Origin of the sequence: Streptomyces sp. NPDC060064, assembly GCF_042736455.1 — a bacterium.
Lineage (GTDB): Bacteria > Actinomycetota > Actinomycetes > Streptomycetales > Streptomycetaceae > Streptomyces.
Window position 1 is genome coordinate 38,873 of sequence record NZ_JBHWWF010000039.1, and the last position, 25,279, is coordinate 64,151.

The 25,279-nt window shown below is 71.1% G+C and carries 29 protein-coding genes and 3 pseudogenes; 16 read left to right on the forward strand and 16 right to left on the reverse strand.

Annotation, left to right across the window (positions count from 1 at the left end):
* Positions 1–37 precede the first annotated feature (37 nt).
* The 16 genes and pseudogenes from ACFWDI_RS33890 to ACFWDI_RS33965 form a co-directional block, all read right to left on the reverse strand.
* On the reverse strand, positions 38–382 hold the full coding sequence (locus ACFWDI_RS33890) for a hypothetical protein (RefSeq protein WP_385309965.1): 345 nt from the start codon (positions 380–382) through the stop codon (positions 38–40).
* Positions 379–836 (reverse strand): annotated as a pseudogene (locus ACFWDI_RS33895) (hypothetical protein). Before ACFWDI_RS33895 ends, ACFWDI_RS33890 begins: the two are co-directional and overlap by 4 nt.
* A gap of 321 nt (positions 837–1,157) precedes the next feature.
* Entirely contained in the window at positions 1,158–1,688 is a 531-nt protein-coding gene (locus ACFWDI_RS33900) for a hypothetical protein (protein WP_385309967.1), read from the reverse strand.
* A gap of 74 nt (positions 1,689–1,762) precedes the next feature.
* Positions 1,763–2,308, reverse strand: a complete 546-nt coding sequence (locus tag ACFWDI_RS33905; protein WP_385309969.1) for a hypothetical protein — start codon at positions 2,306–2,308, stop codon at positions 1,763–1,765.
* A gap of 39 nt (positions 2,309–2,347) precedes the next feature.
* A complete protein-coding gene (locus ACFWDI_RS33910) occupies positions 2,348–3,376 on the reverse strand; it encodes a hypothetical protein (RefSeq protein ID WP_385309970.1) in 1,029 nt (342 codons plus the stop codon).
* A gap of 62 nt (positions 3,377–3,438) precedes the next feature.
* On the reverse strand, positions 3,439–4,005 hold the full coding sequence (locus tag ACFWDI_RS33915) for a hypothetical protein (RefSeq protein ID WP_385309971.1): 567 nt from the start codon (positions 4,003–4,005) through the stop codon (positions 3,439–3,441).
* Positions 4,006–4,028: 23 nt separating this feature from the next.
* Positions 4,029–4,796, reverse strand: coding sequence for a hypothetical protein (locus ACFWDI_RS33920; protein ID WP_385309973.1), 768 nt, complete (start codon positions 4,794–4,796; stop codon positions 4,029–4,031).
* A gap of 64 nt (positions 4,797–4,860) precedes the next feature.
* Positions 4,861–6,378 (reverse strand): VirB4 family type IV secretion system protein, encoded by a 1,518-nt coding sequence (locus tag ACFWDI_RS33925; RefSeq protein WP_385309974.1) that lies wholly within the window; start codon positions 6,376–6,378, stop codon positions 4,861–4,863.
* Positions 6,379–6,424: 46 nt separating this feature from the next.
* On the reverse strand, positions 6,425–6,964 hold the full coding sequence (locus ACFWDI_RS33930) for a hypothetical protein (protein WP_385309976.1): 540 nt from the start codon (positions 6,962–6,964) through the stop codon (positions 6,425–6,427).
* Between the two features lie 23 nt (positions 6,965–6,987).
* Positions 6,988–7,458, reverse strand: coding sequence for a DUF6238 family protein (locus ACFWDI_RS33935; RefSeq protein ID WP_385309978.1), 471 nt, complete (start codon positions 7,456–7,458; stop codon positions 6,988–6,990).
* Positions 7,459–7,550: 92 nt separating this feature from the next.
* Positions 7,551–8,114: a hypothetical protein gene (locus tag ACFWDI_RS33940; RefSeq protein WP_385309980.1), complete on the reverse strand. Its 564-nt coding sequence runs from the start codon at positions 8,112–8,114 to the stop codon at positions 7,551–7,553.
* On the reverse strand, positions 8,111–9,583 hold the full coding sequence (locus tag ACFWDI_RS33945; protein WP_385309982.1) for an SCO6880 family protein: 1,473 nt from the start codon (positions 9,581–9,583) through the stop codon (positions 8,111–8,113). The genes ACFWDI_RS33940 and ACFWDI_RS33945 overlap by 4 nt, the downstream gene beginning before the upstream one ends.
* An 87-nt stretch (positions 9,584–9,670) precedes the next feature.
* The gene (locus tag ACFWDI_RS33950) at positions 9,671–11,038 is read right to left on the reverse strand and encodes an ATP-binding protein (RefSeq protein WP_385309984.1); all 1,368 of its coding nucleotides are present in this window, start codon (positions 11,036–11,038) and stop codon (positions 9,671–9,673) included.
* A gap of 33 nt (positions 11,039–11,071) precedes the next feature.
* On the reverse strand, positions 11,072–11,752 hold the full coding sequence (locus tag ACFWDI_RS33955; protein WP_385310023.1) for a hypothetical protein: 681 nt from the start codon (positions 11,750–11,752) through the stop codon (positions 11,072–11,074).
* A complete protein-coding gene (locus ACFWDI_RS33960) occupies positions 11,752–12,066 on the reverse strand; it encodes a hypothetical protein (protein WP_385310025.1) in 315 nt (104 codons plus the stop codon). The genes ACFWDI_RS33955 and ACFWDI_RS33960 overlap by 1 nt, the downstream gene beginning before the upstream one ends.
* Before the next feature lie 499 nt (positions 12,067–12,565).
* Complete coding sequence (locus ACFWDI_RS33965; RefSeq protein ID WP_385309985.1) at positions 12,566–13,684, reverse strand: C40 family peptidase; 1,119 nt, start codon at positions 13,682–13,684, stop codon at positions 12,566–12,568.
* 522 nt (positions 13,685–14,206) lie between these two features.
* Between ACFWDI_RS33965 and ACFWDI_RS33970 the strand changes: the two genes are divergently transcribed.
* From ACFWDI_RS33970 to ACFWDI_RS34045, 16 genes and pseudogenes are all read left to right on the forward strand, one after another.
* Complete coding sequence (locus tag ACFWDI_RS33970; protein ID WP_385309987.1) at positions 14,207–14,962, forward strand: DNA-methyltransferase; 756 nt, start codon at positions 14,207–14,209, stop codon at positions 14,960–14,962.
* A gap of 318 nt (positions 14,963–15,280) precedes the next feature.
* A complete protein-coding gene (locus tag ACFWDI_RS33975; protein WP_385310027.1) occupies positions 15,281–15,841 on the forward strand; it encodes a DUF4913 domain-containing protein in 561 nt (186 codons plus the stop codon).
* Positions 15,838–16,326 carry a hypothetical protein gene (locus ACFWDI_RS33980; protein WP_385309988.1) on the forward strand — a complete coding sequence of 163 codons (489 nt, stop codon included), beginning with the start codon at positions 15,838–15,840 and terminating at the stop codon, positions 16,324–16,326. The genes ACFWDI_RS33975 and ACFWDI_RS33980 overlap by 4 nt, the downstream gene beginning before the upstream one ends.
* Positions 16,323–17,033 carry a DUF3631 domain-containing protein gene (locus ACFWDI_RS33985; protein ID WP_385309990.1) on the forward strand — a complete coding sequence of 237 codons (711 nt, stop codon included), beginning with the start codon at positions 16,323–16,325 and terminating at the stop codon, positions 17,031–17,033. Before ACFWDI_RS33980 ends, ACFWDI_RS33985 begins: the two co-directional genes overlap by 4 nt.
* Positions 17,034–17,062: 29 nt before the next feature.
* Positions 17,063–17,524 carry a GNAT family N-acetyltransferase gene (locus ACFWDI_RS33990; RefSeq protein ID WP_385309992.1) on the forward strand — a complete coding sequence of 154 codons (462 nt, stop codon included), beginning with the start codon at positions 17,063–17,065 and terminating at the stop codon, positions 17,522–17,524.
* Positions 17,521–18,201: a hypothetical protein gene (locus ACFWDI_RS33995; RefSeq protein WP_385309994.1), complete on the forward strand. Its 681-nt coding sequence runs from the start codon at positions 17,521–17,523 to the stop codon at positions 18,199–18,201. Before ACFWDI_RS33990 ends, ACFWDI_RS33995 begins: the two co-directional genes overlap by 4 nt.
* Before the next feature lie 55 nt (positions 18,202–18,256).
* Complete coding sequence (locus ACFWDI_RS34000; RefSeq protein ID WP_385309996.1) at positions 18,257–18,970, forward strand: hypothetical protein; 714 nt, start codon at positions 18,257–18,259, stop codon at positions 18,968–18,970.
* Positions 18,971–19,166: 196 nt separating this feature from the next.
* Positions 19,167–19,514, forward strand: coding sequence for an SH3 domain-containing protein (locus ACFWDI_RS34005; RefSeq protein WP_385309998.1), 348 nt, complete (start codon positions 19,167–19,169; stop codon positions 19,512–19,514).
* A gap of 61 nt (positions 19,515–19,575) precedes the next feature.
* On the forward strand, positions 19,576–20,034 hold the full coding sequence (locus tag ACFWDI_RS34010; protein ID WP_385310000.1) for a hypothetical protein: 459 nt from the start codon (positions 19,576–19,578) through the stop codon (positions 20,032–20,034).
* Positions 20,031–20,471 (forward strand): hypothetical protein, encoded by a 441-nt coding sequence (locus tag ACFWDI_RS34015; protein WP_385310002.1) that lies wholly within the window; start codon positions 20,031–20,033, stop codon positions 20,469–20,471. Before ACFWDI_RS34010 ends, ACFWDI_RS34015 begins: the two co-directional genes overlap by 4 nt.
* A gap of 11 nt (positions 20,472–20,482) precedes the next feature.
* The gene (locus ACFWDI_RS34020) at positions 20,483–20,905 is read left to right on the forward strand and encodes a hypothetical protein (protein WP_385310004.1); all 423 of its coding nucleotides are present in this window, start codon (positions 20,483–20,485) and stop codon (positions 20,903–20,905) included.
* A 30-nt stretch (positions 20,906–20,935) separates the two neighbouring features.
* Complete coding sequence (locus ACFWDI_RS34025) at positions 20,936–21,829, forward strand: winged helix-turn-helix transcriptional regulator (protein ID WP_385310006.1); 894 nt, start codon at positions 20,936–20,938, stop codon at positions 21,827–21,829.
* Positions 21,826–22,341 (forward strand): hypothetical protein, encoded by a 516-nt coding sequence (locus ACFWDI_RS34030; protein ID WP_385310007.1) that lies wholly within the window; start codon positions 21,826–21,828, stop codon positions 22,339–22,341. Before ACFWDI_RS34025 ends, ACFWDI_RS34030 begins: the two co-directional genes overlap by 4 nt.
* Positions 22,338–23,560 (forward strand): annotated as a pseudogene (locus ACFWDI_RS34035) (MFS transporter); the annotation flags it as partial. The gene ACFWDI_RS34030 and the pseudogene ACFWDI_RS34035, both read left to right, overlap by 4 nt.
* A 55-nt stretch (positions 23,561–23,615) precedes the next feature.
* A pseudogene (locus ACFWDI_RS34040) lies at positions 23,616–23,953 on the forward strand (hypothetical protein).
* Between the two features lie 93 nt (positions 23,954–24,046).
* The gene (locus ACFWDI_RS34045) at positions 24,047–25,240 is read left to right on the forward strand and encodes an ATP-grasp domain-containing protein (RefSeq protein WP_385310029.1); all 1,194 of its coding nucleotides are present in this window, start codon (positions 24,047–24,049) and stop codon (positions 25,238–25,240) included.
* Positions 25,241–25,279: the final 39 nt, after the last annotated feature.

Below are 25,279 nucleotides of genomic sequence, written 5' to 3' on the forward strand. Positions count from 1 at the left end.
TGGGAATGTCGGTGATCGCTTCTCCTGGTGGTCGGGGTCAGCGGCCGGCCCGGCGCCTGGGCGGAGCCTGAGCGGTCATGGCCGGTGGCTGTGCCGGTCCGGAGGATGTGGCTTTCTCGGCGGCGTCGGCGCGCAGGTCGGGGTCGAGGTGCACCGGGTAGCGGGCGGCGGTGAGCATCCCCGCCGCCCAGGTCGCGTGCTCCGTCTCCCAGTCGCGCCCCATGTCGAACGGGAGCCGGATCCAAGGACCGCGCAGCGTCGGCTCGAACAGGAACCCGGCGCGGCGCAGGACGTCTGCGGCGAGGGAGCCGAGGACGCCTTCGACTTCGACCTCACCGCCTTGACCGCGGGTGATGCGGAGCGGCTCGGTTCCGGGCTTCACCGGGACCGCCCGGCCGCGGAGGCGGTGAGGTGGACGGTGGGTGCGTAGGCGGGCTTCGGGGGGATCGGCCGTGCGGATGGTGGTGAGGTGGTGGGCGCCGAACCGCGCTGGGATGAACGGCCGGCGGCGGCCTGTGCGATGCGGCTGCGCCGCTCCAGCAGCCCGTTGGGCCGGACAGGCCGTGGTGGGCTGGCCGAGGCTGCGGGGTCCAGGGCGACGTCGGCCTGCACGGCGTAGCCGTGGCGGCGCAGGTCGTGGACGGCCTGACGGGTGCGGCGCGGACCGTCGCGCTCGGGTTCGGTGAGCCGGAAGAGCCCGGGCTGGTCGGGGACGGGCTCGAACTGCTCCCGCACGAGGAACCAGTGGGCAGGTGGGCGGGCATGGAGGAGGTGAAGGCGGCGACGAAGCCGTGCTGCTCGTGGGTGCCGAAGACGAAGTGGGTGCCAGAATCCAAAAGGTGAGGTCTCCTTACGGTGGTGGTGCCGCAGGGTTCAGCGGCGGGGGACGGGCCGACCCGGCGGGAGAGCGCGGGGCAGTGCCGAGACGGCCGGGGAGGATCGCATGTCCAGGGCTGAGGCTCGTACCTGGCGCAGGAACGGTTCGCCGTGGGTGAGCCAGGTGTTGATGGCCGCGCATGTCCGCGTGCTGCGCTCCGGGCGGGTGATTTGGGTGCCCCCGTCCAGGCCCTCGGCGTCAGCGAGCGAGTCGGCCAGCTGTGCGAGAGCATCGGCGTCCTCGGGCGTTCTCCAGGGCGGGGAAGTGAGCGCCGGGCGGGCTAGCGGCGAGCGGCGGACCGCTTGGTGGTGCATGCGGCCGCCGGCTGCGCCGGCAGAGCAGCAGGCTGAGTGGCGCGGGGCGGGACGGTGGCCGGGACGGACTGGCCGGGCTTCCACCGCATGTAGCTGTCGCTGAAGCGCGCTCGCGGGTCGGTGTCCCAGTCCACGACAGGACCGCGGTCCTCCTCGGACAGACTGATGACCTCGATGCCGTGCGGGTGCAGCACGTAACCCCAATCCAGGCCACCGCAGTTCGCCTCGGTGATCAGCTCACGCTCAGCCGGCCTGCCGTCCGAGTTGATGACGCTGCTGTACTTGCGGCTGGAGAACTCCGTGCCGCCGGTCAGCTCCTGGCGCAGGTCGTCGGGAGCACCGTCGAGCAGGTCGGTGCCGAGCCCGGACCAGCCGTAGTCCACCTCGTCGATCAGATGACGGGCCATGGCCTCGATATCGCCGGCGAAGCGATGCTGGTAGGCGGCGAGCAGCAGCGGGAGTCGTCCGCTGGGGTAGCCGTCGAAGTGGACGTACATGCCGGCGAAGCCGGTCGGGGTGGGGCGCGCTATGAGAGAACGGGTGGACAGTAGGGCCTCCAGAAGGGTGCGGGCTACCGGCCGGAGGTCGGGCCGGCGGGCGGGGCGTTCGGCGGAGTCGGGGGAAGGCCGGACGCAGCGCGGCTCCGGTCGGGGGCCGGGGCCTTCGGTGCCGGCGCGGGGTCGTATTCGGCGCGCAGCGCCGCCAGGTCGGCGTGGTCCGCGATGGCCAGCGCGGACAGGCTGCGGCCGGCTGCTTCCATGAGGAGCTTGGGCGGCGAGCCGTTCGCCGCTCCGCGTTTCTGGCCGCGCCATTGGGCGGCGGCCAGGAGGTAGTCGCTCACAGCGCGGAGCGCGGGTTCGGCCGCGTCCAGGAGATGGTTGGTGACGGCGTGGACCTCGGCGGGTGTCTCGGCAGCGGCGAGTGCGGCGAGGTACGGGGCCAGGTCCGGGCTCGGCAGCGGCTCGTCCGGAAGCGGGTGCTCGGCGAGGAAGGGTTTGGCATCCCGCCTCGCCCACCGGAGCAGGTCGTCGCGGGTGGCAATGCCGTAGCGAGCGGCGGCGATCTGCTCGGCGTCGCGGCCGACGTTGTCGCACAGCTCGAAATCGGGATGGGTCAAGGACACTCCTCGGTGTCGGAGGTGCGGGCGCGGGAGGTCCTACGCGCGGGTCGACGGGCCGGAGGTCACGGGCGGGCCGGAGGCGTCGGTGCGGGCGCACATGTAGCCGATCAGCTGCGACGGGTCGCCCTTCGCGGGAACGGTGGCGGCGTCGCTGCACACGAACGTGTACTGGATGGAACTGCGCGGCACGCCGTGGAGCCAGGCCCGGTCGTCCTTGCCGGGGTTGATCTGCAGACCGGAGTGCGCGACGGCGTCGGTCTGGGTGTGGGTGTGGGCGAAGAGGATCAGGGCGCCGTCGTCGGTGGTCTTGAGCGCGTAGGCGTTCTTGTAGCGGTTGGCGGCCCCGGCGAAGACGGTGGTGCCCTTGTCGCCGTACCGGGTGCCGGTCTTGTCGTGGACCTCGATCTGCTGCTTGCTCGCCTTGGTCGGAGTGAAGACCTTCGTTCCGGTGTTCGCGCCGCCGGTGGCGAAGTTGTCGAGGACTGCGGTGCGCAGGAGGTCGGCACCGGCCGCGAGCTGCTTGTTGCCATTGGCGGCGACGGCGGTGGCGTAGCCGTCCCGGTCGAGGGCGACGTTCGGCAGCTTCTTGCCTTCGAGGTCGACGACGGACACCATCTCCCACCGCTTGTGCTCCGGCCGTTCGGCGAAGACAGTAAGTCGGGAGGGGGCCGTGTCCTTCTGACCGGAGAGCGCGGCTGCGAACCAGCGGTCCTGCCCGGGGGTGAAGCGCGGGATGTACAGCTTGGCGCTGGCGGTGTCGTACGACCACGGCTTGTAAGGCTTGCGGTCGGCCTTGGGCAGGCCCTCGGTCTCCGTGTACTCCGAGACGGACATCGCATACAGCGGGCCGTCCTCGATGGTGTCGAGGAGGGAGCGGTCGCGCGTGGCGTTGGCCCTGTTGTTGATCTTCGAGTAGTGGGTGATGACATCCTGGGCCTGCGCAGTGCTGAGTGCGGGCGTCGGCTTCGGCGCGGTGCTGGCGCTGGGGGCCTTCTCGGCGGCGGGGGTGTCGCTGTCGTTGGAGCAGGCGGTCGCGGCGATGGCGAGGCAGGCCACGGAAGCCATCAGCGGCAGGATGCGGCGGGTGGTGCGGATAGGGGCGCTCCAGAGTCTTTCGGGCGGAGAGATCAGCGGGTGCGGGTGGTCGGCGCGGGCACGGCCGGCAGTGGGGTGACGCGCGCGGTGGCAGCCTGTGGGGTGCGGCGTGTGAGCCGGTCTGCGTCGTGGTGCAGCTGGCGGCCCGCCTCGTTCAGGTGGCGGCGGGCACTGTCGATCCGGACGTCAACTGCCGTGCGCGCGGCTCGTGCGGCATCGGCCCGCTCCGGCGAGCCGGGGAGGCCGCTGAGCTGGTGCAGGAGACCGGCTTGGGCGACGGCTTCACCAAGGTCGGCCAGGGCGCGTCCCACGGTGCCCACCGCGCGGGTCAGCCCGGTCAACTTGCGCCGGGTGACGTCGGTCTCCTGACCGCGGTTGCGGCGAGCCATCCGGTCGGCGAAGGCGGCGGCGGTCGCCAGATGGACGAACAGTCCGGTGATGTCGACGACTCTCTCGTCGAGTTCGTCGAGGTTGTCGCTGCGGGCGTACCGCGAGTCGGTGAGCGGCAGCTCGTCGGCCGCGTTGTGGATGCGCTCGGCCAGTCCGTGCAGATGGCTCATGTCGTCGAAGGCGAAGGACAGGGGAACTCCGTGGAACACGTGGGGTTGGGTGAAAGGGCCCGTCAGCGGTGATGCGCGCGTGCGGTCTTCGGCGGCGTGGGCGGGAGACCGGGGCGGGTGGTCGGCGCGGCGTGGCGCAGGTTCACGCCGATTCCCTGCGCCGCGAGTTGGCGGGCCACGGCCTGGATGCGCAGGGCGCGACCGCCCTCGCCGTACGCGGCGGGCAGGAGGAAGGCGGCCTGGTGGGGGTGGTATTGGAAGCCGTGGATGTACAGCGTCATGCGGGCATCCGCGGGCACGCTCTCGTACGGGGCGCCGAGCGCCCCGTCGTCGTACCACGTCAAGGTGACGACTTTGGACACCTGCGGCGGGGCGAGCCGGTGCGGGGGCTCGGGCTGCTCCTCGGCGTTGCGGCGCACCGTGTGCCGGGCGCGCTCGTAGCGGGGCAGTACCCGGCGGGCGACCTGGGCCGCGGCGCGCACGGGATCGCTTGGGACGGCGATGCCGTTCGGTTCTGCGACACCGACGAAGTGGTGGGGCTTGACGTCGTTGCCGTCGGGCTCGAGCGGGGCGACGACGAACTGGTGGCGGTATAGGGGCCGGTCGGCGATGTAGAGGTGCTGCTCGCCGGGCCCGTGGAGGACAGCGTCGTGGCCGAGGACGTACTGGGTGACGATGTAGTCGACGTGGCCGGCGTCCCAGAGCCGTTCGACGGTGGGGAATTGGTCCTCGTAGGCTGCGTGGCGGTGGTACTCGCTGGTCCAGGCGCCGGGCAGTCGTGCGGCGAGGCCAGCGGCGAAGGCGGACAGGTCGGTGCGGGATGGGGGCATGGGTTCCCAAGGTGAGCGGTGGTGAAAGCGCAGGTGGGCGGGTGCGCGGGCCGGATTTTGCGGGTTAATGCATCCTGGCGTCGGTGTCGAACAGCGACAGTTCGTGGGGGTGCAGGAGGTGCTGCACGATGAAAGATCGTCCGGCGACCTTCCACAGGCCCCTGCCGCGGTTGAGGTGCGCGATGGCGTCGGCTTCGACGGAGGTGAGGCCCAGGAGCACTGCCGCGGCGTGGAGTTGGTCGGTCTCCTGCCGGTAGATGATGCGGGTGGAGCAGTCGGCGAGCAGGCCCTCGGCGAGCGCCCGTCCGCGAGATCCGGCGTCGCCTGCGGTGAGCAGGTCGGACAGCCGGTGGATGACCATGAGGTTGGCGATGCCCAGGCCGCGGGAGAGTTTCCACTGGGACTGCATGCGCTGCAGGAGGCCCGGGTGGCGCATGAGGCGCCAGGCTTCGTCGTAGACGATCCAGCGTCGGCCGCCGTTCGGGTCGGACAGCGCGGACTCCATCCAGGCCGAGGCGCAGGTCATGGCGAGGACGAGGGCGGTGTCGTCGCCGGAGCCGCCCAGGCGGGACAGGTCGATACTGAGCATCGGGCTGTTCGGATCGAACGCCACGGTGGAGGGCGCGTCGAACATGCCGGCGAGGTCGCCGTGTACCAGGCGGCGCATGGCGTGGGCCAGGTCGCGGGAGGCGTCGCCGAGGCGGCCGGACATCATGCCGCCAGCGGCGTCGAGTTCGTCCGGGCTATTGAGGGTGGCGGCGATGTCGCCGAGCAGCGGGGTGCGTCCGGCCGTAGCGGCGCGGGTGACGACGGCGTCGAGGGCGACGTCGAGGCCGGTGTGCTCCATCGGCAGCAGGTCCCGCCCGAGGACGGTGCGGGCCAGGGAGCCGAGCAGCAGCAGGCGGCGCTTGCGGATCTCGTTCGCCCAGTCGGCCTCCGAGACGCTGTTGGGCCGAGGCGCGGCGTCCAATGGGTTGAGCTTGCCGGGCAGGCCGGGCCCGAGAGCGATGGAGGTGCCGCCCAGGGCCCTGGCCACCGGCGTCCATTCGCCCTTGGGGTCACAAGGGACGTAGACCCGGTATCCGAAGGCGATCGAGCGGAGCGCAAAGGACTTGGCGAGCGCGGACTTGCCCTGACCGATCACGCCCGCGAGCAACACGTTGGGGTTGGTGAACCCCTCAACCTTGCCGTACAGCGCGAACGGATCGAAACAGAAGGACGCCTCTGCGTGCACGTCGCGGCCGATGTAGATGCCCTCGGCCCCCAGCCCGCCTTCGGCGAGGAACGGGTACGCCCCGGAGGCGGTGGCGGTGGTCATACGGTGGGCGGGCAGCTTGAGTTTGTTGTTGCGGGCCGAGGCGGGGCCGGGGCGTCCGGCGGGCGGGAAGAGGGGCAGCGGCATTTCTTGCTCCTCCGTGCCGCTGCCGGCCGTGTGGGCGGTGGCGGACTCGACGCGGGCCTTCGCGGCGGCCTCGGCGAGCTGCCGTCGGGCCGCCTTGCGGGCGGCACGATCGGTGCCGTGCGGGGTGAACAGGGGGCTGGCGCTGGCGCGACGCGCTCGGCGCGCGGGCCGGTGGCTCATGACAGGGCGGCTTTCACGTGACGGCGGTCTGGACGCGGTGCGGGGGTCAGACGACCGGTGAGGCGGTGAACAGAATGGGGCTGCGGTAGCTCTTGCCGTCGCCCGACCAGTCCAGCTGGATGTAGCCGTCGGCGAGGTAGCGGCCGGATCCCGCCGTGGACTTGAGGGTTCCGGTCGCGTAGGAGCCGTTGCCGTTGCTGCTGCTGTGTTCGAGCGCGTGCTCCAGGCCGGTGTAGGCGCCGGACTTCACGACCGGGTCAGTGCCGCTGACGCTGCGCTTGGTCTGGAGCTGGAACTTGGCCTTGTTGAAGGTGTAGGTGCTGCGGTTCTTGGCCGTGTAAGGGCCGTCCCAGTACACGGTGGCGGTGGTGTAGATATAGCCGCCGGACCGTATGGCGCAGAGCGTCACGTCGAAGTCCCAGTTGTCGGAGTCGGGTCCGTTGTACGTCGGGTCATCGACGGTGTGGCTGCTGGTCTTGCAGCGGTAGCTGGCGGCGGAGGCCGGGGTGGCGGTGGCCAGGGCGGCGGTGCCGGCGAGCGCGGGGATGACGACGGCGGTGGAGGTGGAGCGCTTCAAGGGGCGCATGCAGTGCCTTTCGTTGGACGGGGTTACTGGCTGCAGATGGTGGTGTGGCCGTGCAGCGGGGTGTTGAGGTCGCTCGGGGTGGTTTTGCGGCGGACGATGTGGCCTGCGGCGAGGTGGCGCTGGCAGATGGTCAGGACGGGCGGGCCCTCCGGCAGCCGTTCGGGGTGGCATTCCGTGTCCGTGGTGGTCTCGTGCACCGCGGGCAGGAGGTGGAAGGCGTCGTGCACGGCGGCGGCGGACTGCCACAGCCGGGTGTGCGCGGTGGCCAGGTGTCGGCCGGCGGCGGGATGCGGGGGCCGGGTGGTCTCGGTGAGGTGGTCGAGCAGCTGGTGCAGAGCGGTCAGATGGGCGTGCAGCACGTCGAGGTGGACGCGGTCAGCGGGTGTGGGGGTGGTCTGCGCCCGCGTGGTGAGGGCGCGGGTGTGGTGGCGGACGCCGGCGTTGGCGGCCCGCAGGTACGGGTGCGCGTCGCCGACGGGGATGGCAGAGGTCAAAGGCGAAAGGATCCTTCCTGCCGCTACGGCAGGGACAGCGGTGGGTGGTGCGCCGTGGCGCGGGGTCACAGGGCGATGGCCAAGGAGAGTGCTCAGCGGGAACGGCGCGGTGCCTTCGCGGGCCGGGCCGGGCGCGTGGCGATGCCGAGGGAAGGGGTGCGCTCGGCGAGGATCCGGGCCTGCTCGTGGCGTAGGTCGAGGTATGAGCCGGGGGCTCGGGTCCCCGGGTGACTCTCCTCGGCCACCAGTACCGCGTCGGCGCTCGAAGTCTCGGTGTCGTCCAACCACCGTCGGAATCCGGTGAGTTGAGTGAGGCTGCGGTGCGCTTCGTTGAGGTCGGTGGCATGGACGACGAACAGCCAGGGGCGTTCGCCGTCCTGGAGGCCGGGGCCGGTGAGGGCGACGGTGAAGGCGCGGCGCGCGGGGACAGCGGTCAGCAGTTCCAGTCGCTTGGCGACGGTGTCCAGCGTGTCGCTGGCCTCGATGGCGGTGGTCTCGCGCACCTCTTCGTACGCGGCGCGCTGCTCCTCGATGACCTCGCCGTCCGCGTTCCTGTGAGCGTCCAGTTCCTCTTGGTGGCGGCGGTGCATGGCCTGGAGGGGAGCGAGCAGCGCCCGGATCTCGTCGAACAGATGCGATTCGCGCCGGCTGGTCACAGAGCAGTCCGGGCCAGGGGCAGGGCGCCGAGCGTGAAGGCGTCGGGCTGCTGGAAGTTGAGCCTGCGCAGGTCGACTTGGGCGGTGACGGCGGCGGTCTCGATCTGCGCGCACGCGGCGTCGAGCAGGGCGTCGGTCTCGGCGGAGACGGTGAGCAGCCCGGTCAGGGCGACGTCGGCGTGCCCGGCGATCAGCTGGCGTTCGCGGACCTTCACGTCGGCGTACTCGACGGAGTCGGCCTCGGAGTCGACCTGGCCGCGACGTGCCCGTTCGTTGGCGTCGGCGATGATCGCGGCCTTCTTGCGCTGGACGTCGCGCATCGCGGACTCGAGCCCCTGCGGCACGTATATGAGGGAGAGGGTGCGTCGGACACCGGCGGTGAACATCAAGCCGTGCAGGAACCCGGCGCTCGTCTCGGTGCGGGGCCAGTCCTCGACCCAGTAGGTGGCGTGCCGGGCGGAGTCGGTGGCGAGCCGGTCGTACTCTTCGACCTGGACGACGGGCCCGGCAGCGGCCGGGTCGGCTTCGGCCCGTCCGGATTCCGACCACTGCTGCAGAGCGGAGAGCGCCTTGGGGGCGTAGGCGGTGCGGATGACGGCGGCGATCTCCCGCGCGCTCAGCCAGCCGGTCACCATAAGCCCCGCACTGCGGGCGGCCTGGGCGATGGCCGAGGTGGTCTGCTCCATCACCGTGAACGCCCCCGGAAGTCCGCCGCCGGCCTGGCTGATGAGGCGCTTGGCGGCCTTGAGGTCCAGGGAGATCGCCAGGTATGCCTCGTGCGGGGCGGCGGCCGGTCCGGCGGCGGCGACCAGTTCGCTGTACACCTGCCCGGCGACCGGGGTCTCGGGGCGGCCCTGCTGGGTCCAGTGGCGGGCGAGGGTGTCGCCCGAGTCGGGGACGGTGCGTTCCAGGACCTGCACGGTGGCGACGTGTCCGGTGCGGGCGATGCCCGCCAGCGCTCGTCCCCAGCCGGCCACGTTGTGGTTCTGGGTGGCCGGGTCGAGCAGCGCGAAGGCACGGGAGGAGACACGGGCGACCGCGGTCAGGGTCTGCTGGTGCGGGTCGTGCACCGCGGCGGCCTGGTTCGCAGAGTCGCCGGGGGTGACCACGCGGAGCGAGGCGACGGTGCCGGGCAGGTGAAGGATGCCGTCCTGGCGGGGGCGGGAGATCGGCCGGGCGAGCCACAGGGTCTGCCCGGTGCGGCGTCGGTGGGAGTAGCGCAGGACGATCGGCGCCCAGTCGATCAGCGAGCGGCCGTGGCGGCGGATCGCGACCAGGGCGGCGACTGCGGCCCACAGTGGGGTCAGGGCGATGGCGCCGAGCAGCCCGGTGGATACCACCGTGAAGAGAAGGAGCGCCAATGCGCAGGAGACGAGGACGAGTTGGGGAAGGGAGAGGCCGAGCAGGATGCCGCGCCTCGACCTGTGCGGGAATTTGACCGTGAGCGGGGTGACGGAAAGTTCAGACAAGGGCCGTTCCGATGAAGCGCGGGGCGGTATCCGGGGCGGCACGTGGCGGGAGCTGCGCGGCGCGTGCCGCCCCGGAGTCGGGCAGGGTCAGATGCCGGTGGGCGGGGGTGGCGGCGCGCCGGTCCCGCTGGCTGTACCGGCGGAGTTCGGGGCCGGCGGAGCACTCTGCGGTGGTGGCGTCGAGGCGTCCGTCCCGGGCTGGGACATGAAGCCGCCGCCCTGGCCGGAGGGTGATCCCGAACCGGGGCCGCCCTGTCCGGGCGAGCCGCTGAACTGGCCGCTGGTGTCGTCCCGGGGGGTGGTCGGCGGGGGCTGGACGGCCTTCTCCAGACCGTTCTTCAGCGCGTCGCCCCCAGGCGAGACTCCGGAGCCGCCGCCTTCGTTGCCGCTGCCGCCTCCGGTGGGATTGGCGGCGATGTCGCCGGGGAAGCCGCCGCCCACAGCGTCGGGGCCCTGCGGGGCTGCGCCTGCTCCGGCTGCCGCGCCGCCGGTTCCGGCGGTGGCTGCCATGGCGGCGGCCTTGCGTCCGGCCTTCTCTGCGTGCTGCTTGGCGAGCTGGGCACCTGCTCCGCCGGCGCGGTGGATGTCCTCGCCGGACGTTCCTTCTGCGGCCCAGTGCACGAACTTGAACGTCGCGTAGGGGCAGAGCAGCACGAGGACCATGATGACGATGCCGGACATGACGTCGGCGAGTGCGGCGAGCCCGTCCTTGGACTCGGACTTGCCCATGGCGGCGATGCCGAGTACGAAGATCACGGTCATGAGCAGCTTGCTGACGACGAGGGTGGCGGTTGCCTCGATCCAGCCGCGGCGCCACCGGCGGGCGACCTCCCAGCCGCCGCCCGCTCCGGCGAATACGGCGAGGGTGACCATGACGAGGATGCCGACCTTGCGGACCATCATCACGCACCAGTAGAGGAAGGCGCCGACGGCGGCTCCGAGGGCGGTGATGGTGGGGACCATCCAGCCGAGGCCGGACATGGCGCCGATCTGGGAGACCTTGACGATGCGGCGTACGGCGGTCTCGATATTCAGGTGCGAGGTTTTGAACAGCCCGTTGGACAGGGCGTCGACCACTTCAATGGCCACGGTCGTAAACGCGATGGCGCAGAACGCGAACAGGACGCCGCTCATGGTGCCGGTGAATGCCTGGGCCAGTGCCTGCCCGTCGCGTTTGACGGCTGCCCTGATGAGCTGGGCGCAGAAGGTGCCGACGAGGATGATGAGGCCGATCGGCAGCAGCATCTCGTAGTTGTCGCGGAACCAGCCCGCGGACAGGTCCACCTTGGTGGTGGCGTTGACGGCCTTGGCGGCCAGATCGGCTGCGGCGGCGGCGAGCTCGCCGGAGCTCTTGGCAATCCAGTCGCCGATCGCCTTTCCGGGATCGGAAGCGAAGTCGACCGCGTCACCGACGTCGCACACTTTGTCTGCCAGGGGGAAATCGCAGAAGCCCAAGGGAAGTTGTCCCTCCTTATCGTCGGGGTCAGGTCAGGGCGCGACGCGGGGGGCGATGGCAGCCAGGGAGCAGTCGTGGTTGGGCCGGCACTGCACGGCGAGGGTCACGGCGCGGTCTTCGGCTCCGCCGCCGCCCTTCTTCCACGCGATCTGCTGCTTGCCGTTGACGGTGACGACGTAGATGTACGCCTCGGTGATGGCGGACGGGTCGTCGGCCAGGGCCTGCTTGAACGCGGAGGGGTAGTGGCCCTCGGTGACCGTCGCGGTGGCGTACTGGTCGTTGTCGGCCATGCGCGACCACAGGAGTGGATCGGGGACCTGGCCGGAGACGGAGGCCCAGTCGGCGTACGTGGTCTCCTTGGTCATCCACGCGCGCATGCCGGCGAGTTGCTGGTCGCGGCTGGTGTCGCGGGTGTCGTAGGACCAGAGCATCGCCGCGGCGGCCCTGGCGTAGGCGACCGGCTCGGCGATCTGCGGGGGCCCCGGCACCGACCCCGACCCCGCCGCCGGCTTCGGCGCGGCCTCGGACGGCGAGGAACTGCTCGCCTGGGACGGGGTGTCGCGGCCCTGGTGCTGCTCGCCGCGCCCGGTGAACCAGGCGACGGCGGCGGCTGCAGCGAGCAGGGCGGCGATGACGAGGGCGACGATCGCGATGCGGCGGTTGGCCGACCATCCGACGCCGTACCCGGACAAGGAAGGAAATCGTTTCTGTATCACTGGACCTGCGACCCCAGGGCACTGAAGAAGGCCACGATTCCGTTCGCGGCGCCGAGGCCGAGCGCGGCGCCGGCGGCAACCACGGCGCCCTTCTTGCCATTGGCTTCAGCCTGGTGGCCGCCGCTGTGGTGGCCCCAGGCCCACACGCCGAGCGAGACGGCGAGTGCGCCGACAACGGCGACGATGCCGAACAGGTTGATGCTGTTGACGACGTTCTTCAGGACGGCGAGTCCCGGCAGGCCGCCGCCTGCGGGCGTGATGCCTGGGTCGTAGGCGAGGTAGATGACGCGGTCTGCGAGTGACATGGGTATGGCAGGACTCCTTGCATGCGCAGCCGGATGAGGGCCGGCGGAAAGCGGAAAGAAGAGAGGGGGAGGTGGCGCTCGGGGCGCAAGAAGGTGCCGCGGCCGGGACCCGCCCGAAGCGGTGTCCGGGCGTGTAGGTTCCGATGTGACTTATCGTCCGACGCCGCGATGACCAGCGATTTTTGGCGGCCGTCCAGCCGATTTGTCGGCGGATCTGTTCGGCCGGTCTGCCGCTTCCTGCGTGTCGGCCCCTGATCGGGAGAACTGGCCCGCCGGACCGTCCGACCACTTGTCGGCGTCGGCACGGAAGAGGGGCAACCGATCGGAAGCCGGTGTGCCGGTCTCCGACCAGGGGGTAACCTGCCGAAGAGACAGGTCGCCCAGGCGATTGCCAGGCTGGCGGCCGGAGGCAGGAGCCACCAACGGCGGCCTCAAACCGACAAGTTGCCGACAGATTGCTCGGACACTGACAACGTGATTCGGAACCTACAGGCGGGGTGCGGCGTCAAAGGACGCGGCGGGCGGCGAGAATCGTCCAGTCCTTGATCGCAGTGATCCGGACGGGCTTGGATGCGCGCGGCGCCTCGATGACGAGGCCCTCGCCCATGTACATGCCGACGTGTTCGGGCCGGGCGGCACTGCCGCGGCTGAAGATCAGGTCACCGGGCTTCATGTTCTCCGCCGAGACGGCCTTGCCCTCGTTGACCTGCGTGTACGTGGTGCGGGTGAGCTTGACGTCGGCATGGGCGTACGCCTGCTGCATCAGGCTGGAGCAGTCGCAGCGGCCCATCGGGTCGGGGCCGTGGGCGTCGGTGCAGGATCCGCCCCACTGGTAGAGCGTGCCGAGCTGGTGCATCGCCCACTCGATGGCCTTGCGGGCCTTGGGGTCGGCGTCCTTGGGGATCGTGTAGCCCTTCGGGACGCTGCCCTCGGGGATGCGCCCGTACGAGGCGGCGTCCTTGTCCGGAGTGCACCCGCCGGAGCTGGACTCGGTGTCCTTGTCCTTGGCGGGCTCGTCCTTGTCGGCGTTCGGGAACGTGGCGGCGATGGCTTTCTGCAGCGCGGTGGCGAGGTCCTGCCACTGGGCGTAGGCGTCGGGGTAGCCGGATTTCTGGACGGCCTGGGCGGCTTGGGTGACCTTCATCTGCTGCCAGCCGTCGACCTTCAGCAGGGCCTTGTAGAAGCGCTCGGAGGCGTATACCGGATCGCGGATCTGCTGCGCGGTTCCCCAGCCCTGGCTGGGGCGCTGCTGGAACAGGCCGAGGCTGTCGCGGTCGCCGGAGTTGAGGTTGCGCAGCCGCGACTCCTGCATCGCGGTGGCGATGGCGATGATCTGCCCCTTCTTGGGGACGTCAAGGCTGATGCCGGTGGCCACGATGGTCTGCGCGTTGGGGATCTGCTCGGCCGGAAGGTCCAGGCCCTGGATGTGGACGTCCTTGCCGGACGCACCGTCGAGGAGCTTGGTGACCTCCTTGGTCACCTCGTCGGTGTCGATGCCGGTCAGGCATCTGCTGAGGGACTTGGTGGTCGTGGCTTCGCTGGAGGACGCCATCATCATGGCGGTGCCCGCGAGCAGGAGCGGAGAGAGGACGACGACGCCGATGCCGGCGGCTATGCCCTTCAATCCGGCCCGCCTCCCGGCAGGCGGTCACGGGCCGGCGGACGGATCGCGGGCAGGGGTGGGTAGAGCGATGTCACAGCGAGGTCCTTGGTGAAGTCCCGGCGGCGCGTGCGTCGTTGAGGAAAGGGCGCGACGGCCGGGTGGTGGGTCATTCGGGTGGCCCGGGTGCACGTGCGAGTTGCCGCTCGCACCGGCACGGGGCGTCGGGTCAGGTGTGCCAGGACATGGGGATACCTCCACGAAGGCAGGGGCGGGGATGTGCCATCGGCGGTGTCCGCCGGGCAGTTCCAAAACAGTAAGGGCGGATCCCCGGTTGCCGAAATCGTGTCTGATCAAGGCTCTGTTTCGGGGTTTTCGGCGGCGATAGCGCTCAACCGGGGATCGTGCCCTACAGTTTTGGCTCCTCCCCTCGCCCCCCACGTCGCAGACCGCGGAGCCGTCGGCCCGCATTCGGTCCTGTGGGGTAATCCAGGCGAGCTGGGGCGTCTCTCCCTCATCTCACGCGACCCGAATTGGGGTATCTCTTTGCCTTTTTCCCTGCACCAGGGCGACGCGCTCGGCGTTCTCGCCGAGCTTCCGGACAACTGCGTCGACTCCGTCATCACCGATCCGCCGTACAACTCGGGTGGGCGGACGGCGAAGGAGCGAACCTCCCGGTCCGCGAAGCAGAAGTACACCTCGGCCGACGCCGGGCACGAGCTGCCGGACTTCACCGGCGAGAACATGGACCAGCGCAGTTACGGCTTCTGGCTGACCCAGATCATGACCGAGGCCCACCGGCTCACCAAGGTCGGCGGCACCGCGCTCCTGTTCACCGACTGGCGGCAACTCCCGATCACCACGGACGCCATCCAGGCCGCCGGCTGGCTGTGGCGCGGCGTGCTCGCCTGGCACAAGCCGCAGGCCAGGCCGCAGAAGGGCAGGTTCACCCAGAACTGCGAGTTCATCGTCTGGGCGTCCAACGGCCCGATCGATGCCGCCCGCAACCCGGTCTACCTGCCCGGCCTCTACAGCGCCTCGCAGCCCAGCGGCAAGGCACGCCAGCACATCACGCAGAAGCCGGTCTCCGTCATGCGTGAGCTGGTGCAGATCGCCCCGGAGGGCGGCACGGTGCTCGACTTCACCTGCGGATCCGGCTCCACCGGGGTCGCTGCCCTGCTGGAGGGGCGCGACTTCATCGGCGTCGAGAAGACCAATCACTACGCCGAGATCGCCGCCGACCGTCTCACCGAAACACTGCAACAGACCCTTTCCCAGGTCGACTTGGCCCTCACCGTCTGAGGCTGATCCTGCCGCGCGGCGCGGCTTACGGCGCGTTCTGTACATGCCCCCGCCGCGCCGCGCCCGGCGCTATAGCAGCGAAGCCCCGGTTACCGAAACCGGGGATTCTCCGGATGGTTGGAGCCGCAATTCACACCCTATGGCTGCGGCTCAAGGAGGCCCCTTTTCGTGCCTGAATCCATAAACCCACCCGAGGACGCGGAGACGGAACCGGTCCGGATACCCGACTCCGATCTCCTCCCGGAGGACGGGGAGACGGAACCGGTCCGGATGCCGGACGCCGATCTGGCGAGCGTCAACGCGAACGTCGCCAAACTGATGGCGCGATCCGCAGAGCAGGCCCGCCAGATCGACAGCCTCGCCACCGCACCACCGCCACCGGACTCGCCGTTCGCCGCCTACGGGCTGCCGGAGTTCGCGGGCCTGCCCCCGCAGACCGCACCGCCCGAGCCGCGCCCGATCCTCGAGCTGGAGGACGAGGAGTACGAGGACGAACTCGACGCACTCAGTGACTGGGTCGACGACTTCCTCGTCCGGGTCTACGGCGCGGAGGTCACGACCGCCGCGCCCTGGTGCGAGCAGTGGCAGGAGCACGCCGACGTCGTCGCCTGGCTTCACGCCCTGTGGCTGGCCTACCAGCAGCACAAGGACACCGAAGCCGGACTGTCCGGGCTGTTCGTGTGGCACCGGGACTTCCTCACCCACGCCATGGCCACCGTCCGCGCCGCCGGCGGCCCGCTGTCCGCGTGCATGACCGATCCGGACCGGCCCGCTCACCGCCTGCTGCCCGGCCCCCGTCCCTCGAACCGGACCACCACCGCCACCGAGGAGCACGAGGACCACGAGGAGACCGGCGAGCCCATCCAGGCCGACGGATGACCGGCCACGAGGACCGGCCGGCGTTCGGCCTGTCCTTCGACCCCCGCGCCCTGACCGACCTCCTCCAAGCCCCCGGCGACATCCGCGACCTGGCACTCTCCCAGCTCCAGGACATCGTCAACGCCCGCCTGTTCGGCGCCAGACTCACCCGCGACCTCGCCGGGTGCCGCAAGGTCTACGTCGATCACCGCAACGCCTGGCGCATCGTCTACGCCCAGCGGCCGGCGCCCGCGAACTCCACGCACACCACCGAGATCCACGTCGTGGCCGTACGACCGCGCGCAGCGCACGACGTGTACGACACCGCCCGCGCCCGCCTCGGCATCCGCCGGCGCCCCATGGGCGAGCGCACTCACGCCGCCCGCACCCGCTCGCCGCAGCTGGGCACGCGCCCGCCCGTCCCCAAGCCGGGACCACCGCCCTATGCGATACCCGGCCTTCCCCGACCCGCGCTGCCCCCGACCCTGAAGGGCCCTCTTCGTTGACGCAGTTCCCCACCCTGATCGACCAGGTCGCCGCCGCCGTTCTGGCGCCGGCCCAGGTCACCGAGAACCCGCACCACCGCGCCATCCTCGACGCGTTCGTCGGGATCCAGGAACTCGACCGGCAGCTCGCCGAGCTGGCCGCCGCCGAGCTTCCCGGGGTCAGCCCCACTGAGCAGCTGAACACGCTGACCGACATGTTGGTCGAACGGATGGCAGCCGGTGCTGAGTTGAACACGCTCCTGTCCACCTCCGGCTGCTGCGCCGCCGTGTACGAGCCCGCGGCCCCAGTCGAGTACGAACCGGTGGACGACGAGGAGCCCGACTTCGACCCGGACTTCGAGGGATTCGACGACTTCGCAGACCTGGAGGGGCTGGACGACTTCGACGACCTCCACGAGGACGCGTGCGAGGAGTTCCTGTCCTGCCCCAGCCACCCGCAGACGATCGTCCACGCCTGCCTCACCGTCTTCGACGACGAGGGTGCCCCGGAGTACGTGAGCACCGCGGAGCTGGTCGAGCGCCTGCGCGATCTGCCCGGTCAGGCCGATGGACGCTGGCGCTACGCCGACCTCACCCCGCTGCGGCTGTCCCTGCTCCTGCGCGCCTACGGAGTCCAGTCCCGCAAGCCGCGGGCCGCTGACGGCAGCCGCTACCGGGCCTACCGACGCGCCGACCTCCTGGCTGCCCGCCCGAACTACTCCTGCTGACGCATCCCGCCCTCGCGCGGACCCGGCGGGTGACGGAGGCGGACTGGGATCTGGTCGCCGCCTTGCACGCGCAGTGCTCCGAGCAGAACCTGTTGCGCCGCTGGGGCCGCGCCCGCCTTACGCCCCGCGACCTGTCCCGGCTGCTTGCCCACGCGCAGTGCTGGATCGGGATCGGCGCAGACGAGCGGCCTCTGGCCCTCGTCTGCGCCGGGCCCGTCAGCCGGGAGCCGGGTGTCTTCGACCTCGGACTGCAGGTCGTCGACCACCGTCACCGTCAGGGCATCGGCACGGCTCTGGCCCAGCAGGCCGCCCGCCTCGCCCGCGCGCGAGGAGCGCACACCCTCTCCGCGTTCACGCAGGCGTCCAATGCGCCCATGCTCCGGCTCCTCGACCGTCTGGGCACGACCCGGCACACCCGCGACGGCCCGTACGTCGAGGTCCGCGTCGCCCTGGACGCGCTCGCCCCGGACCCAGAAACCGCTCCGCCATGACCGCACCCCCTTCCGGCCGACAGATGCCCACCGTCCTCGACCAGCGGATCGAGACCGCCGTGGGCTACAGCGTCGAAGAGCTACGCCGGCACCGCGACGGCGGACTCCTCGACGCACCGCACGCAGCCTTGGCCGACGCGCACCGCGACCTCGTGGCGGGCGAGCGGGACGTCACCTTCTACCGCGTCCGCCTCGCTCGCCTCGCCTCCAGTGAACTGCCCGTGGACCAGGCACTGTTCGCCTGGATCGACCGCACACTCGATCAGCTGGCGAAGGCCGCCGACGTACGCGATACGAAGCAGACCACGGCAGCCGCGGCGCTGGAGGCAATCGAGGCCGCCGCTCCTCGGCAGGCGCCACGCCAGGTTGCGACCCAGGACGTCGCGGCCCTGCTCGCCATCGCCCAGGGCGCCAAGCTGCACGAGCACCTCGTCACCCATCGTCTCGCGGCGGCGACTCCCACGCGCACCCGCATCTCCTACGCCCAGCTGCAGCGCCTGGAGGCGATGGGCCTGGTGGAGCGCGACACCGCGCACCCGGTGCAGGGCGGTCAGCCCGTCACCCTCACCGACGCCGGCCGAGCCGCGCTGACCGCACCCCGCCGCGCCGGACCGCCCGGGACCACGCCCGTGCCCCTGCCGCCGGCCTTCCCCGCTGTCTCCCGTACACGCCGCTGAACGGCGCGTCCGTGCCGCGCGCACGGCGCCGCAGGCGTCACGACCGAAAGCACCGATGCCCAGCGAACCCGATTTCCGCCTCGATGGATACGAAGCCGTCAACGACCACGTCGCCGATCAGTTCTGGGGGCACATCGGCATCGAGCAGGACATGATGACCGTCCTCGCCGAGCACCACAGCGACGACGCCGAGCACAGCTTCTACCTGATGCACAACGGAGCCGTCACCTGGGGCATCCCCGGGGAACCACAGATCGTCGCCCTGCACCTCAAACGCGATCCGGCAGCGCGCACCTACCGCTTCGTCCACGAGGACCTGCCGCTGCCGTCCACGGCCCAGTCCTGGCTGATCGCCCGCGGCTGCCCCGAGGAGAAGATCCTCCTGCCCGACGGCATGGGCACCACCCCCGCGAACGAGGCCACCCGCGCCCTGGAGCAGCGGCTGCGCAGCGACGGCGACCACTTCGCCCTGCTCACCAGCTACACCCACGACAGCGACCCGATCCAGACGACCGTGATGCTGCGCGCCCTCGACGAGAAGGCGGCACTGCCCTTCCGCGTGCTGCTCGAAGAGGTCGACAGCACCGCGTGGACGCACACCCTGCGCGAAGGCGGCTTTGAGACCTTCGAGGCCGCCACCCAGTGGTGGGAAGCGCACTGGAACGGCGAAAAGCCCCCGCTGCCGGCGGCCTTGCCGGCGACCCGGCCCGCCACCGCCGTCCCCGGCCTGCCGGCACGCCCCGCGCCGCCGCGCGGGCTGAGCCGCTGAACTCCCGCTAACCCGCACGCTTCCCTCGCCGACCCCGGCGGAATGCCATCTGTCGCGTGCGAGGCGGCGCGGAACGTAGCACGCAATCCCCGGTTACCGAAACCGGGGATTCTCCGGACTCTTGTTCTCAGCCCGCACGGCACCCGCCGGGGGCTGCTTCCGTATTCCCTCTCCGCACCATGGAGGTCAATTCCGTATGCGCACTGCCCGATTTACTGCCTCGATTGCCGTTCTCGGCGCGCTGGCGCTCCCGGTCATTTCCGCTCCGGGCGCGATGGCCGCACCCTCCAGCGCGCTGGTCTCGGCTCCGGCCAGCCGCCCGTGCGACCGGCTTGGACCGTGGGTGATCGGCACGAAGGCCGTGACGATCCGCTCCGAGGCGACCAGCAGGTCCACCGCCCGCGGCGTGCTCTACCGGGGCCACAAGTTCACCGTCCACAAGACCCACGGCAACTGGCACTACATCACCGACAAGACCACCGGCGTAAAGGGCTGGGTGTCCGGAACGTACGTCTACCGCGAGGTCTACATGTGTCTGGACTAGCCGCCCGGCACCCAATTCCCCATTTCCACACCGGAATTCCCGAAGAGAAGGGAGATTTTCTGTGCTCGACGCCAGCGAAGACGTGATGGGTGTCATCACCGAGCGAATCGAGGACCGATTCCAGATGCCGCTCGCCGACCTGCGCCGGGCGGTGCAGGCGGCACCGCAGGCCAACCCCGAGGCCACCACTGTCGTGCACTGGTACGGCCTGCTCACCGAAACGCAGCAGGCCCTCGACTCTGCGGAGGACGCGCTCGTCGAGGCGCTGGGCACCCAGCCGCGCGACGTACTCGACGATCCCGTCATGGAGCTGGCCCACCAGGTCAACGCCGCTGTCGCCTCCCGCGACGGCCGGGCCATGGTCGTGAACTACCTCCTCGACCCCAACGCTCCCGGGAAGCGCGGCCCCGGCGTGTGGAGTGGCGCGTCCCCCGCCGCCCGCCGCGCTCCGGCCCTGCCCACCTCCCCGTCCACGCTGCCCAGCGCGCGGAACAGCACGGCGCGCGGGGCTGCACGGTGAGCGTCATTGACAAGTCCACCAGCCGCGATGCGGCAGTGCAGGAAGCGTTCGGCGCCGAAGTGGCCGAGCTGTACGCGCAGGCAGCCCGCGGCGAGGCCAATGCCGCACTCCAGCGCGCACTGGAACTGCGGAGCTTCCTCGCGGTCGCCGAGGAGCAGGTGGCCCGCGTCCGTGATCGTGTCCATGCCGCGACGGCCGCCGACGGGGACATGGGCGAACTGTCCGCCGACGATCTGCGGTGGGACGCGGACTGGCTGGAGGCGGCACTGGCCGGCCGAGACGGCTACACCGCCGCCCTCGACGAGCTGCTGCGCACCATGCCCGCTCCGACTCAACCGGCAGTCCCACGCGCCGACGTGAGCCCCAAGATCCCCGCCACCGCGCCGCCCGCCCCGGCCGCACCGCGCGCCGGGGCGGTGCGGATACACCGCCCCTGAAAGCTCACCGATTGCCCCAGCCCGACACACCGTCCCACGCCGTTTCCCAGCTCGTCGCCGAACGCATCGAGGCGCTGTATGGACAGCCGCTCGCCGAACTCGATGCCATCGCCGACGCCACCACCGACGCCAGCCTCCTCGCCGCCCTGACCGGTACCCACGGCGACCTGGCCCTCGCCGAACGCAACATCGCCTTCCAGCTTCAGCGGCTACGCGAACTCACCGCCCCCGAACGGGAGATCGGCAAGTCCGCTGCCGGCCACATCCTCGACTGCGCCCGCCGCATCGCCGAGTCCGTCGCCACCCGCGACGCCTACGCCAAGAGCACCAGCGCGGTCCTCGGCGGCCTGCGCCGCGTGTCCGCCCCGGACACCCACCCCCCGGCTCCGCCGGTACCCGCCGCCCCGACGGCGACCACCTCCCGCACCCGCTGATCCACCCGCACCGCTTGAGGAGCACCTTCCTTGGCCACGACCGCGCCGCCCCCCTCCACACCGAACGATCTCTTGGGCGTCACCAAGACCCTGGACCTGCTCGCCCCGCGCTGGAGCGTGTGGGTGCTGATGACCATCTCCTCCCAGCCGCTGCGCTACGCCGAGTTCAAGCCCCGGCTTCCGTGGCTGGCGGACGGCCAGCTCCACCCCCGGCTGCGTCACCTCACGAATGCCGGCGTCATCGAGCGCACGGAGTACGCCCCGCGCCACGTCACCTACGGCCTCACCAGCCGCGGTGTCGCGCTGCTGCCCGTCTTCACGGTGATTGCGGCCTGGGGCGACACGTATCTGGAGAAGGACCTGGTCGCCAACGAGAGCACCGGCGAGATGGAGCCCGAGCGGATCGCGCCGGCTCAGAACATTGACGACGCCGTCGCTCTGCTCGCGCCGCGGCACGCCACCCCGATCCTGTGGTCCCTGCAGGCCCGCGGCACCGCGACCGCCAAGACCCTGGCCACCGAGGCCATGCCGGGCTACGGGCTGACTGCCGTCTACAAGCCGCTGGAGCGCCTGGTCGCCGACGGTCTCGTCACGTCCAGTGGAACCGGCGGCTACCAGCTGACCGCCGGCGGACGGGCGCTCGCCCCCGTCTTCCAGGCGATCTCCGCCTGGGCCACCGCCCCGACGGTCGAGGCCGATGCCCGTCGGCCTCGGGGGTGGGGCGCTGCCCCGTCGCAGAACCGTTCCGGCCCGTGGGCGACCACCCCGACTCGCCTTCCGGCGCCTGCAGTTCCGGCCGCACCGACTTCTCGCCCCGCCCTGGCCACCACGCCCCCGGATGGTCCGGCGTGGCAGCCCGGCGACCTCTTCTCCCACCAGATGCCCGCCCGCCCGATCTCCCCGGCAGGAGGCCCGCGCCGATGAACCGCTCCCTGCCCGGCCACCTCCTGCAAGAACGCCGCGCGATCAGGACCCTGACCCTGCCGGGCCTGATACGCCTGGTCACCGAGATCGACGACAACGGCCCGATCAGCCACCGGCGCGGCTCCTTGCAGGGCGCCTTCGGCGACCTCACCCCCGGGCAACTGCGCCACGCCATCGATATCGCACGCGACCTCGGCCTCGTCCACGCCGACGAACAGGCTCCTGACCGTTACCGGCTCACCGAGAGAGGCGAGGCCCTCGCCGAGGTGTACGACACCGCGGCCCGCTGGGCACGCGCACGCCATTTCCCCGACACCACCGTCGACTTCGTCACCCGCGTACAGCACGCCCTTCAGCTGCACAGCCGCAGCCCGCAGGCGCCCGGCTCGACGCTGGAGCCGTCAGCGCCGCACGAGGTCCTGAGTGAGTTTCTGCAAGCGAACTTCCGCGTCCTGAACCACGCCGGCGCCCGCTCCTCGCAGGAGGCGGCGGAAGCGGGGCGCGCTGCGTGAGATCCCGTGTCGGATCGCGGCATGCCCGCCGCCCGGTCCCCACTGTGCTGCGCGGCATCTACCTGCCGCGCAGCACGGGCGCCGCCGCGTTCGCCATGGCTACGTACGGCATCCCGCTGCTCGTACTGGCCACCACCAATTCCGCGGCCCTGACCGGCCTGGCTTTCGCGCTGGAATGGGTTCCGAGACTGGGTGTGTTCGCCTTCGCCGGGGCCCTGGTCGACCGTCATGGCACCACCGCCGTGCTCCGCTACGCGTCCGTTGCCCGAGCCCTGGTCGTCCTGGCCGCCGCGTTCCTCCTGCCCAAGCAGGAGGCGGGTCTCGGGGCGACCGTGACCGTCATGGTGCTCGCCGCGTCCACCGGGATCCTCACCGAGTGCTCGTACATCGCGGTCGAGACCGCGGGCGGGGTGGCCAGCCGCGAGGCAGGCGACCGCGCGCACCGGGTGCAGTCGGTGCTGCTCGGCATCGACCAGGTCGCCACCATCTCCGGCCCCGCCCTGGCCGGCCTCCTGCTCCAGTGGACTGGCGCCAGCGGAATGCTGACGGTGATCGCCGTCTTCTCGCTGCTCACCGGCGTCCTGGCCCCGCGCCAGTACCTCCGCCCGGAGCCCGCCGCGGCGCAGCCCGTCGTGAAGGGACTGCGCACGGGATGGTCGACCCTGCGGGCGCTGCCGGCTCTCGGCTGGCTGGTGGCCGGACTGACCGTGTCCAACCTGGCCGTCGGTCTGCTGCAGGCCGCCGCCCCAGTAATCATCATCAAGCAGCTCGGCCGCTCCACGGCCGACGTCGGCCTCATCTGGTCGGCCGCGGCCGTCGCCTCGCTCGGCGCGGTCCTCCTGTGCCGGCGGGCGATTGACCGCTTCGGCCTGTGGCCGGTCGGCGTCGTGTCCGCCACGATCGCCGCCACTGCATGCCTGGCCGTCTCCTTCGCCGGTACGTACCACGCCTATCTCGCCCTGATCGCCGTCCTCATGGCCGGCGAGGGCGGCATGACCGTCGTGCTGCGCACCCTGCGCTCCCGCCTCATCCCCGCGGACGTGTTCGGCGCCACCCTCTCCTTGACGATCTTGGTGCTGTTGCTGCCCTTCCCGGCGTCCTCGTCGCCACGGTGCCGTCCGCCCAGCTCGGCCACGTCATCACCGGCTGCGCCGTGCTCCAGGCCGTGGGCCTGTTCACCGCCTTCGCCCGGCTGCGCGCCACCCCCGCCCTGCGCACCTCCTTCGCCCGACCGTCCCGGTCGCCTCCCTGCTCACCTCACGGAGACCGCCCCCATGCCCACGTCCCACGCACCGGCCGACCAGCTGGGCCTGCCGATATCCCGACCGTCGTTTCGAGCAGGGGCGCGGCCCACGCTGACCGACCGGTTCCTGGCCTTCGACGCCGAGCACCCGTACGTCTACCGCGCGTTGGAGCGCCTGACTGCCGACCGGCTCGCCGCAGGGGCCCACCAAGGTCGGGCTGAAGGCGGTTCGAGGATCTGCGATGGCAGCTGCCCGCGGGAATGCGCGGGCTGAACAACAACTTCACCGCCCTCTACGCCCGAAAGCTGATCGAGGACCACCCCCACTGGGCGGGCGCCTTCGAGCTGCGCCGCAGCCGCACCCCCTGACCCCCGCTACGTACCTCAACTCTCCTTGTCCTGACACCGTTTGGAGCCTTGTTGTCCTCCCGCCCCGTCGTCCTGGCCGTTGCAGCCGCCGACATGGAGGCGCACGCGTATCGCGGCTACTGCCTTGAGAACGTCCGCGCCCACTACGACGTCGTCCTGATCTCCGGCGCCGAGCCGACCTGGGAGAAGGAGTTCCTCCTCGACTACCGGGTCGCCGACCCCACCGACCAGGGGGCACTGGCCGCGGCCGGGCGCGCGCTCGCCGAGCGGCACGAGCTGGCCGGCGTGCTGACGTGGACCGAGTGGTACCTCGTCCCCGTCGCCCGTCTCGCCCGCCAGCTCGGCCTGCCCACCACGGCTCCGGAGGTCCTCCAGGGCTGCCGCAACAAGCACACCTCGCGCACGCTGTTCGCCCGCCACGGGGTGCCCTCTGCCGTGTCCCTGAACGTGCGCACCCAGCGCGAGGCGGCCGATGCCGCCGCGCTGATCGGCTATCCCGTCGTCCTCAAGCCCGCCGCGCACGCCGCGAGCATGGGCGTCATCCGCGTCGATACCGCCGACGAACTGCCAACCGCGTATGCCTTCGCCGCGCAGACCGCCGGCCACGGAGTCGAAAGCACCCAGGTGCTGGTCGAGGAGTACCTCGACGGCCCGGAGGTGAGCGTCGAGTGCGTCACCTACCAGGGGCAGACCACCGTGGTCGCCATCACCCGCAAGACCGTCGGGATGGCCCCGTACTTCGAGGAGCTGGCGCACGTAGTCGACGCGAACGACCCGCTGCTCGCCGCCGTGGCTCCGGTCGCCGTCGCAGCCCTCGACGCCGTCGGCGTCACCGACGGCGTCAGCCACGTCGAGATCCGCATCGTCGACGACCGCCCGCGCCTGATCGAGGTCAACGCGCGCATCGCCGGCGACATGATCGGCCACCTCGTCCACCTGGCCACCGGCGTCGACCTGGCCCGCGCCGCCGCCGACATCGCCTGCGGAGTGCTGCCCGACCTCACCCCAACGCGCAGTCAGGCAGCAGCAATCCGGCTGATCTACCCCGCTTACTCCGGCACCCTCACCGAGCGGCGCCTCGACGCCGAGTTCACCGCCAGCACCGACTGGCTCGAGCGCGTCACCTTCCACCGCGCCGCTGGCGATCACCTTGTGCTGCCGCCAGCCGGCGACATGTTCAGCGCCCGCATCGGCTACCTGATCACCACCGGACCCAGCGCAGAGGTCGCGCAGACCCGCTCCACCGAGGCATACCGGCACCTGTCCATCCAGGTCACCCCCGCCTAGACCGCCTGCCGCGCTCACGCGCCCCGACTCTTCCCGGAT